The sequence below is a fragment of the Pseudomonadota bacterium genome, assembly GCA_030860485.1.
GTDB lineage: Bacteria > Pseudomonadota > Gammaproteobacteria > JACCXJ01 > JACCXJ01 > JACCXJ01.
Genome location: JALZID010000319.1, coordinates 1 through 8,528 on the forward strand (window position 1 = coordinate 1; position 8,528 = coordinate 8,528).

Below are 8,528 nucleotides of genomic sequence, written 5' to 3' on the forward strand. Positions count from 1 at the left end.
TGCAATGTCCAACCCGATTGTCGTACTGTTCATATCCGGACTCCTCCTCTTCGTCGAAGTGGTCGTTTCATCCTCCACTCTGGCACATCACGATGCCGTTAGGGAGGGGAGGAGTCCATACCATTAGTCTACTCCCTCTCCAACCCGAAATCCTCGGTATAACGGTAGCGATCCTTGCCGCATCGCCCGACCCACACGCCCTCAGCATCTCGGCTAACTTCGAGCAGATAGCGGCCCTCGTCGTCCGGTCGCAAGCGGCCATACGTTTGCCCCAGCTTGCCGGTACGGGAACGGCGTTTAAGTTCTCGGCCTCGGCGCGACCGCGGTCGTCGAGCTCGAGCAACGCCTGTCCGTCGAGCAGCCGGCCATCGGCCTGCGCGGGCAGCACCGTCAGGCTCATCTCGCCGTCGCGCGTCTTGATGGTGATGCGATCGTCGTCGTCCGAGTATTGCTTGCGAGGCATATTGATCATCTGTTTCGCTTCTTGCTGGGAGGCCAACTGTCTTCCCGTGAACTCTCGGTAGTCCCTTGTGATCCGTTCGGGTTCTACTTCCTGGAAGTCCTCGCCGTAAGCAGCCTCGATCCAGTTTCGGTAGGCCCCCGGGAAGACAATCGTTCCCGGCCGCCGGAGCAACCGATCCGTTCGCCACAATACACGGGTATTGTCGTAGATAAGGTTGTGGTAGCCGTAGTCTTCGTGTTCAACCGAGATCACCATGCAGCGGGGTGACTCGAAACCCGGTGGCCGCGGCCGGTCGTGACGGTGCAGCCTACCGAGGCGTTGGAAGAGGAGATCCACCGGGCAGATTTGGGTGACGAGCCAGTCGAAATCAAGGTCGACGCTTTGCTCGACGACCTGGGTGGCAACCAGGATCCGGCCACCATCGCGCGGTGCCTCACGGCCATATTGACCAAGCGCCCAGGTTTCCTTGGCTTGGCGGTCGGCGAACCGGTAACGGGCGTGGAAGATATCCACGGGGATCGCGGTGCGTGGACGCAGGACGCGCGCAAGCCGCTGGGCGTGGTCGACCAGGTTCAATACCACCGCCACGCGGGCTCCGCGTTCGGCAGCGCCGTCGATCCGATCGACGATCACGTCGTCGGGGAAGGCATCGGGGAGCTTGACGCACTCGATCGCTACTACACGCAAAGCCGGCCGCTCGGCTTCCGGGACCTTCAGGGGCACAACCGATCCCCCTGTGGCATGCCACACGGCGGGATAGGGGGCCTCTTCAGGACTTTCCGCGCCCCAGGCGCCCAGGAGCTTGCTACGTACGCCCGAGGGGAGGGTAGCGGAGAGCAGGATGGCGCTGCCGCCGGTGTCCTTCTGCCGGCGCAATACCTCGGCAAGAAGGCCGTGCATGTAGCTATCGTAGGCGTGTACCTCGTCCACGATGAATACCGACTTGTTGATCCCGAAGCCGCGCACGAACTTGTGTCGCACGGGCAGCACCGATAGCAGCGTCTGGTCCATCGTACACACGCCGATCTGGCCCAGGAACACCCGCTTACGGCTGTGGGCGAGCCACGCCGAGCATTGGACGGCCGCCTCCTCTTCTCCCTGGGCCGTGCGGCGACGACCGGCATCGACGAGTCGCTGAAACTCCGGGTGGAAGCGCCTCTTGCCGTGGGCCAGCACCACATTGGCCGCCCCGAAAGCCAGCGCGGCGAAGGCCTCGGCGCGTTTCAGCATAGCGTTCGCCGTCGCCTGAGTCGGCAAGGCGAAGATGATGGAATCCGCCCGCCCGACCGCGAGTAAACGCCAGGCACAGGCCAGCGCCGCTTCGGTCTTGCCGCTCCGGGTCGGAGCTTCGATGAGCGTGAGTCCCCGTGTCGGGGGCAAAGTATCGACCAGCGTCTGCACGCCACGCGGCCGCTCGTCGGACTTGAGGAGGGCCTGTATCCCTGCGTAATTCTTCGCGCGAGCGGAGAGCCCAAAATGGCCGAGCCCACCTTCGCGAATGAATCTGTCCACGCTCGCTTCGGAGTAGCCTGCAAGGCTTGGGTATTCGTCCAAGTGAGCATACGGGAAGGTCTCGGCATTCGATCCGACCCAATCGCACACAGCGCAGAAGCCCGCGAGCATGGCCTGAGCCGCTCCGGCGCAAGCCGGCTGCGGATGGGGCGAAGCCAGTCCGGCAGGGGAGAGGAACAACGCGGCCAAGGCCTCCACCCATGCGGCGCGTGCCGCGCGGTCGTGGTTCATGATGCCGCCCACCGCATAGTCCGGATCAATCTCTCCGGATCAATCTCGGGGCTCGATGGAAGATCGCCGTGGTGACCCGTGACAGCCGCAAGCCAGGGGCACCAGGCGTCGCGTGCGGTGGCTTCCAGATCGTGCGTACCGTGCATCCAATCGCCAGTCTCATGCAGCGCGCGCCGTGGGATGTTTAAGCCGGTGCTTAAACTCGTACGCGATGGTGAGATTCAGGCGCCGTGCTAGGACCGTGTGGCTGCCCCCTTTTGGCCTTGAGGGCCTGGGATGGGTAGTCAACCCTCACACGGAGTTCGGGGTCAGAGTAAAGATTTCTACTTATCCACCTCGAGGGGCGGGCGCGGCGTTGGCGCCGAGCGCGAGCCCGCAGAATCCAGGATATCGCACGCAGACGCATGTCCCTACCCTTTAGATCGCCGCCCACTCGATCTTCGGCCGTGATGGTAGCGGCTCGGGCGGTTGGTGTCACCGGGGTGGGGGGTGCAGGTAGCCGATCACATGGGATCGACGTGGTCCGTCATCCCGTCAGGGATGCGGAGGTGAAGGATGAGGATCGCGATAGCGCGCGGTTTCCGCCGGACCCCGCTATTGCCGGCTGGCTGGATCCTGCTTTAGGGAACAGATCCGTGGCCCGGAGACGTGCGGGGAAGGTCGGGCACTGTACCCGACGGTCCAGCCAGTGCTTGCCGCGCGCTGTCCAGCGCGCGAGCGCGCAGCGGCCGGGCCTTTTCATCCCTTGGGAGCGCGTAGGGCTTCGGGCCGCTGTGGCGCAAGGTAGTAGCCCTTGTCATAGTAGATCGGGTCGATCTTCTCCTCCGGCACGAACTGCATGATCTCGACCGTGCCGGTGCCCTTCTCCTCCAGCTCCTTCAGCTCCTCGGGAGAGAAGGTGACGTACTGGTCCTTGGCGAACTCGTAGCGCTTCATCATGTCGGCGCGCTCGAAAGGTGGATAGGAACCTTGGCATATACCTTCTTTCAAGGTACAATAAACGACGGTGCCGATACATAGACCATTGCGTTACTTCACGCTTCCACAACGACTGCCGTGTCTGTGGTGACCGAGCTGGTGCATCGCATCGCGACATACCGCCTGCGTCGATCTTGCTAATGCAACTGTAGTTTTAAAGCTCTCCCTTCGCGTTTTGTTTTGGTTTTTCGTTGTTATGTCACGATTTAATGAACGGCGTGCGCCAACAGCACCGACGCCAGCCAGTACTTTCCTGATCGATCCCAGGCTACCGACCCGCGAGGACCCGTGGATCATCCGATATGTTCTCGCCGATCTCGACGGGACGCGGATGTCATCTTACAGCGCCTTTCATGCCCTTGAGCTATTGACAGACTGGTTCTATGACCGATTCAAGAGTGACCCACGTGTCAGCAACCAAGATGTCGTAAGCGATCTTGCTGCTCACGTTCATAGACACGCAAGCACAGAGACCTTGCTCCATTACCCAGAAGACACATTGCATAATGTAGCCAAGGCTTATGCTAAGGATAGAGCTCCCCATCTTGTATCACAGGTGCTGGGTGAAAACTTTCTGGCATCAATACCCGGGCTTCTAGAAGCTTGCGAGGAATCGTTCAGGCTTTTTCCTGGGGCGGCAGATTTTCTTATTCGCGCTCATGACACCAGAACCGCGTTCGGAATTTACACCGCCACATGCCCGCAACATACCGTCGACCGTATGATCAGGGCTGGAGAAAACCCGGAACTGGTACAGGAGATCTGGAGCCGCACCGGCCACGATCAAGAACTTGCAGGTCACTTCGCCTGGGACAACCCCACTGTCGCACAGCTGACGTTTGTCAATCTATTGCGGCCCTATAAGGATTCTAAGCCTTTCGTGGGGCCTCTTACGGCCGTTCATGAACAATATGAGCTTTCGCCTGATAGTATACTTATGATCGGTGAAGGCAGTACGGATATGGGCTGCGTACTGGAGGATCCAAGCCGTCTGGACGCGACTTCACGGCTCTACGCGCACTTCGCCTTCCAACGGCAGGGAGCCGCGATGACAGAGCGCTATGCCGCCATTAACGGTGTGCTGCGCGAAGGTCACCCGCTGGGTCTTGCCTGTTTTGAGAGGCACTATCCGCACGCAGAGAATCATCCGGGCGTCGTCGTACTCGATCATGGCTTCGAAACCCTCCTGGGCATGGTTGCCAGTGGATTCATGGTGCTGAAGCCGACACCGCCTCCATTTCGCGACTCCGATCTGGCACAACATGCTTACCGCAGGAACGCTACGCCTCGCCGTCGCCGTCTTTGATCTTGTGTTGGATTAAAAGCTGTGTCGGTACACGGCAGGACCGTGTGGCTGCCCCTTTTTGGCCTTGGGGGCCCGGGATGGGGGTGGTCAACCCTTGGGTTCCATCCGGCAGTCGCCCAGCTCGATGCGCAGGAACGCCGCGTGTCCGGCGGCGCGCGCCACGAACTCGCGCTGCACGGCGTAGGCCTCGCGCTCGCGGCGGTTGTAGTCCTCGCACGCGGTGGGGTCGAACTTGCCGCTGAGGTCCTGAAGATAGTGCACCATCTCGTGGACGATGATGCTGCGCACGAAGGGGGTGTCCCGATCGCGCAGGCGCTCGTCGATGTAGATGTGGCCGTCGTTGTCGTACCAGCCGAGCGCCGAGCATTTGCGGCCCCCGCAGGCGTGCTCCACGAAGAAACCCTGCTCGACGTAGCGCAGCTCCGGCGGTGCCGGTGGCGCGGGGTAATGGGACAGGGTCACAGCCCAGCTCAGGAGCGCCGCGAGGACATCGGTGGAGTCCATATCGCTTCCTCCCCGGGACCCGCCGCGTGCGCCTGACTATCGGGGCGCGCTTTGCGCGGCGTCCGCCGACTACGATACCATTGGGCGATACCAAGAGGGGTGCCCGCGCCGCGAGATCGCGGGTCCCATTCGTCACCTCGCCCCCGGAGTTCCCTATGCAACCAGCCCGCCACAGCGATCTCCCCAGCACAGATCTCCCTGGCACCGGCGCCGAGAGGGTGAGCCCCGAGGTGGTAAACCCCGCTCCTCTGCGGCGCCAGAGCATCGGCGTCAAGGTGGGCGCGGTCACCATCGGGGGCGGCCACCCCATCGTGGTGCAGTCGATGACCAATACCGACACGGCCGATGCCCTGGCCACCGTGCGCCAGGTGCAGGCCCTGGCGGCAGCGGGCTCGGAGCTGGTGCGCATCACGGTCAACACCGAGGAAGCGGCGCGCCAGATCGGTCGGATCCGCGAGCTTCTCGATGCCGCGGGCTGCCGGGTGCCACTGATCGGCGATTTTCATTACAACGGCCACCTCCTGCTCACCCGCTATCCGGACTGTGCCGAGGGCCTGGCGAAATACCGCATCAACCCCGGCAACGTCGGTTTCAAGCACAAGCGCGACAGCCAGTTCGCGACCATGATAGAAACCGCCATCCGCTACGACCGGCCGGTGCGCATCGGCGTCAACTGGGGCAGCCTGGACGGCGAGCTCCTGACGCGCATGATGGACGACAACGCCCGGCTCAGCGAGCCCAGAGACGCGCGCGAGGTGACCCGCGAGGCCTTGATCGTCTCGGCCCTGGAAAGCGCCCGGCGTGCCGAGGCGATCGGCCTCGCCCGCGACCATATCGTCTTGTCCTGCAAGGTAAGCGGGGTGCAGGACCTCATCGCCGTCTATGCCGATCTGGGCGCGCGTTGCGATTACGCCCTGCATCTCGGCCTCACCGAGGCCGGCATGGGGTCGAAGGGGATCGTGGCCTCGGCGGCCGGGCTCGCGATCTTGTTGCAGAAGGGGATCGGGGACACGATCCGCATCTCGCTGACCCCGGAGCCCGGCGGTGATCGGACCACGGAGGTGATCGTGGCCCAGGAAATCCTCCAGACCATGGGTTTCCGATCGTTTACCCCGCTTGTGATCGCCTGTCCCGGCTGCGGCCGGACCACGAGCACCGTGTTCCAGGAGTTGGCCGACAAGATCCAGTTTTTCGTTCGCAGCCAGATGCCGATCTGGCGCGAGCGTTACGATGGGGTCGAGGACATGAGTCTGGCCGTCATGGGCTGCGTGGTCAACGGGCCGGGCGAGAGCAAGCACGCCGACATCGGGATCAGCCTGCCCGGCACCGGCGAGGTGCCCGCGGCCCCGGTTTTCATCGATGGCGAGAAGGCCATGACCCTGCGCGGGGAAGGCATCGCGGAGGAGTTTCAGCGCATCGTGGAGGAGTACGTCGAGCGTCGCTACGCGCGCAGGGGATGAGCCCCTGATGAGATCCTGAGGGGGTTAACCCATGCCGGAAATCCTTGCGCGGCTCGAGAGAGAACACCGCAATTTCGCCCGCCTGCTCGACCTCCTCGACGGCCAGCTCGCGCTGCTCGGGCGCGGCGGGAACGCCGATTTTCGGATCATGTCCGACATCATGCAGTACGTCGGCGTCTACCCGAGCATGGTGCACCTCCCGACCGAGGAAATGGTCGTCCGCTGCCTCATCGACCGGGATGCTGCACAAGCCCGGGTCGGGGGCGCGCTTCTCGCCGAGCACGATACCCTGCGCCAGCTCGGGCATGCCTTCAACGACCTCGTGCAGGGCGTCCTGGGTGGCGCCATCATACCGCTCGATAGGGTCCGTTCCGTCGGCCACGAATATCTGGATCTCTGCCGTGGGCATGCCCGCCTGGGGGAGAGAGAGGTCTTCCCGCGTGCGCGGGAGGTGCTGGCGGCGGAGGACTGGGACCGGCTCCGGGCCGAGATCACCTCGGCCACCGATCCCCTGTTCGGCGACATCGTCGACCAGTCCTACAAGCACCTGTACGAGATGATCCAGCGCGAGCGCTGAGGGTTTGTGAAAGCAGCGCCGGCGCTCGGGAACCTCGGATTTCTCGCCTCGCATCGCGGCACCAACGTCCAGGCGGTCCTCGATGCCTGCAAGACCGGGCGTCTCGGGGCCCGGCCCGCGGTCGTCATCGGCAATAACCGGGACGCCGACGTCCTGGCGCGGGCACGGCGCGCGGGCGTACCGGCCTACCACTTGAGCGCGGAGACCCACCCCGATCCCGAGGCGCTGGATCGGACCATCCGCGATACGCTCATCCGCCACGGCGTCGGCCTCGTGGTCCTCGCCGGCTACATGAGGAAGCTCGGTCCGGGGACCCTGGCCCAGTACGTTGGGCGGGTCGTCAACATCCACCCCGCCCTCTTGCCGGACTTCGGAGGGCTGGGGATGTACGGCATGCGGGTCCACGAGGCGGTGCTCGCATCCGGGGCACGCGAGACCGGTGTCACGATCCATCTCGTCGATGGGGACTATGACCGGGGCGCGATCCTCGCCCAGTGCCGGGTACCGGTCCTCGCGGACGATAGCCCGGGATCCCTGGCCGCCCGTGTCCTGGCCCGCGAGCATGGTTTCCTGGTCGAGACCCTGGAGCGCATGCTCGCCGGTGAGCTGGCTTTGCCCGGCGTGGCCCCTCTCGGGTAGCACGCGCGCGCGATGCCGTCAGTACGCCGTCCCTCGACGAGCGTCAGCGTGATCGGCCATCCCGCGATCGCGCCCGATGCACGACGCGCTGCGAGACGGGTCTGGATTTCCGTGACCAGCCTTTCGAATTCCTCTTTGCAGCGCTTCATGGAAAGCGTCTGCCCGCTTCAGGTCGAACATGGGCTTGCGCCATGGAGCAGGTCACGTCCAGTGCGCGTTCGTTCTGGGCGCTGGCTATTCGATGGAGGCGGGTGCCCTTCAGAAACTCGCCCGCAGGGTGATGAGGACGCTGCGGCCGGGGAGGGGGGCGATGTCTTTCAGGAAAGAGGTATGACGCCTTTCTTCCTCGTCGAGGAGGTTGGTGCCCCGCAGCGCCACCGTGAGATCGGCCGGCTTGGTGCCGAAGGTGTAACCGACCCCGAGATCGACCTGCGTGTACCCGTCGGTCTCGGTCTCGAGCGATGGGTTGTCGGTTTGCTTGGCGACGCGCATGACCTCGAAATCGCCGGTCCAGGCCCCGAGTCGGTAATCGAGGCCTCCGCCGAAACGCGGCGGGGTGATGCGCGGGAGATCGTCGCCGTCGGTCAGCTTGCCGCGTACATAGTCCGCGAAGAGCCGGACATCAAGGTCGCCGTAGCTCGTGTCCTCGAAGATCCCGAAAACGGTCTCGGCCTCCGCGCCGTAAAAGATGGCATCGTCCTGCACGAAGTTCAGGCTGAGCAGATCACCACCGGGAACCAGCTCGCCTTCCTCGTCCACGCGGTCGGCGACCCCATCGCCGTTTTCATCGACGGAATCGGCGAAGATGAAGTCCTCGATGAGATTGGCGAAGGCCGAAACGCGCAAGGTCCAGCGCCC

8 protein-coding genes are annotated in these 8,528 nt (G+C 63.7%); 4 read left to right on the top strand and 4 right to left on the bottom strand.

All coding sequences use genetic code 11. The features are described from left to right. Positions 1-67 precede the first annotated feature (67 nt). Positions 68-2,206: a CRISPR-associated helicase/endonuclease Cas3 gene (cas3, locus tag M3461_20195; GenBank protein MDQ3776506.1), complete on the bottom strand. Its 2,139-nt coding sequence runs from the start codon at positions 2,204-2,206 to the stop codon at positions 68-70. A 738-nt stretch (positions 2,207-2,944) separates the two neighbouring features. After that, complete coding sequence (locus M3461_20200) at positions 2,945-3,145, bottom strand: hypothetical protein (protein MDQ3776507.1); 201 nt, start codon at positions 3,143-3,145, stop codon at positions 2,945-2,947. A 214-nt stretch (positions 3,146-3,359) separates the two neighbouring features. Here M3461_20200 and M3461_20205 point away from each other — a divergent pair, with 214 nt between their 5' ends. After that, entirely contained in the window at positions 3,360-4,490 is a 1,131-nt protein-coding gene (locus tag M3461_20205; protein ID MDQ3776508.1) for a hypothetical protein, read from the top strand. A gap of 87 nt (positions 4,491-4,577) precedes the next feature. On the opposite strand, the gene M3461_20210 is transcribed toward M3461_20205, so the two are convergent. After that, positions 4,578-4,994: a hypothetical protein gene (locus M3461_20210; protein MDQ3776509.1), complete on the bottom strand. Its 417-nt coding sequence runs from the start codon at positions 4,992-4,994 to the stop codon at positions 4,578-4,580. Positions 4,995-5,212: 218 nt separating this feature from the next. Here M3461_20210 and ispG point away from each other — a divergent pair, with 218 nt between their 5' ends. Genes ispG through purN form a run of 3 tightly spaced genes read left to right on the top strand, consistent with a single transcriptional unit; the run spans position 5,213 to position 7,670 of the window. Beyond that, positions 5,213-6,454 carry a flavodoxin-dependent (E)-4-hydroxy-3-methylbut-2-enyl-diphosphate synthase gene (ispG, locus tag M3461_20215; protein ID MDQ3776510.1) on the top strand — a complete coding sequence of 414 codons (1,242 nt, stop codon included), beginning with the start codon at positions 5,213-5,215 and terminating at the stop codon, positions 6,452-6,454. A 31-nt stretch (positions 6,455-6,485) separates the two neighbouring features. Further along, positions 6,486-7,031, top strand: coding sequence for a hemerythrin domain-containing protein (locus M3461_20220; GenBank protein ID MDQ3776511.1), 546 nt, complete (start codon positions 6,486-6,488; stop codon positions 7,029-7,031). A 6-nt stretch (positions 7,032-7,037) separates the two neighbouring features. Beyond that, positions 7,038-7,670, top strand: a complete 633-nt coding sequence (gene purN / locus M3461_20225) for a phosphoribosylglycinamide formyltransferase (protein MDQ3776512.1) — start codon at positions 7,038-7,040, stop codon at positions 7,668-7,670. Between the two features lie 258 nt (positions 7,671-7,928). On the opposite strand, the gene M3461_20230 is transcribed toward purN, so the two are convergent. Then, on the bottom strand, positions 7,929-8,528 hold a 600-nt coding region (locus tag M3461_20230; protein ID MDQ3776513.1), incomplete at its 5' end, for a TonB-dependent receptor.

What these genes read in the sequence shown, in the direction of transcription:
- cas3 (MDQ3776506.1), bottom strand. Translation starts at nt 2,206, where the DNA reads ATGAACCACGACCGCGCGGCACGCGCCGCATGGGTGGAGGCCTTGGCC.
- M3461_20200 (MDQ3776507.1), bottom strand. Translation starts at nt 3,145, where the DNA reads ATGATGAAGCGCTACGAGTTCGCCAAGGACCAGTACGTCACCTTCTCT.
- M3461_20210 (MDQ3776509.1), bottom strand. Translation starts at nt 4,994, where the DNA reads ATGGACTCCACCGATGTCCTCGCGGCGCTCCTGAGCTGGGCTGTGACC.
- M3461_20220 (MDQ3776511.1), top strand. Translation starts at nt 6,486, where the DNA reads ATGCCGGAAATCCTTGCGCGGCTCGAGAGAGAACACCGCAATTTCGCC.